Raw genomic sequence first — 1,315 nt, 5'->3', positions numbered from 1 at the left:
TCACGAGATGATTGCCGACCTGAACGACAAGCTGTGCCAGATCACCGGTTATGACGCGATCTCCCAGCAGCCCAACTCAGGCGCGCAGGGCGAATATGCGGGCCTGCTGACCATCCGCAACTACCACTTCGCCCGTGGGCAGGGTCAGCGCAATGTCTGCCTGATCCCGACCTCGGCCCATGGCACCAACCCGGCCTCGGCCCAGATGGTGGGCTGGCAGGTTGTGCCGGTTCTGGCGGATGAGAACGGCAATATCGACCTGAACGATTTCCGCGCCAAGGCGGAAAAGCATTCGGACAACCTGGCCGCCTGCATGATCACCTACCCGTCGACCCATGGCGTGTTCGAGACCACCGTGCAGGAGGTCTGCCAGATCACCCATGACCATGGCGGTCAGGTCTATATCGACGGGGCCAACATGAACGCCATGGTGGGTCTGTCGCGTCCGGGTGACATTGGCGGCGATGTCAGCCACCTGAACCTGCACAAGACCTTCTGCATCCCGCATGGCGGTGGCGGCCCCGGCATGGGTCCGATCGGCGTCAAGGCGCATCTGGAAGAGCACCTGCCGGGCCACCCGGAATACGGCACCGCTGTGGGTCCGGTCTCGGCAGCGCCCTTCGGCTCTCCGTCGATCCTGCCGGTCAGCTGGGCTTATGTGCTGCTGATGGGCGGCGCGGGTCTGACGCAGGCGACCAAAGTGGCGATCCTGAACGCCAACTACATCGCGGCGCGGCTCAAGGATGCTTATCCGATCCTCTACACCTCGGAAACGGGTCGTGTGGCGCATGAATGCATCCTCGACACCCGTCCGCTGGACGAGGCCGCGCATGTCAGCGTCGACGACATCGCCAAACGTCTGGTCGATTCAGGCTTCCACGCGCCGACCATGTCCTGGCCGGTGGCGGGTACCCTGATGGTGGAACCCACGGAATCCGAGCCGCAGGCCGAACTGGACCGCTTCTGCGATGCCATGCTGTCCATCCGCTCGGAAGCGCAGGACATCATCGACGGCAAGATCGATGCGGAGAACAACCCGCTGAAAAACGCCCCCCACACGGTGCGCGATCTGGTCGGCGACTGGGACCGCCCCTACACCCGCGAACAGGCCTGCTTCCCTCCGGGCTCCATGGGCGTCGACAAATACTGGTCTCCCGTCAACCGCGTCGACAACGCATACGGAGACAGAAACCTCGTCTGCACATGCCCCCCAATGGAAGAATACCTCGACGCAGCCGAGTAAACCCAAAACAAAACCCCGCCAAATCAATGGCGGGGTTTTCGCCAATCGGAAACAAACGTTCCGATCAGGCGC

The 1,315-nt window shown here is 62.8% G+C and carries 1 protein-coding gene; it reads left to right on the top strand.

All coding sequences use genetic code 11. From position 1 onward, the window contains the following. A partial coding sequence (locus tag AC2FNU_RS24720) for an aminomethyl-transferring glycine dehydrogenase (RefSeq protein WP_496794276.1) occupies positions 1–1,243 on the top strand: 1,243 nt, incomplete at its 5' end. Positions 1,244–1,315: the final 72 nt, after the last annotated feature.

This window comes from Ruegeria sp. BHSB064, assembly GCF_059613205.1.
This window is presented reverse-complemented; position numbering and strand designations above follow the sequence as displayed.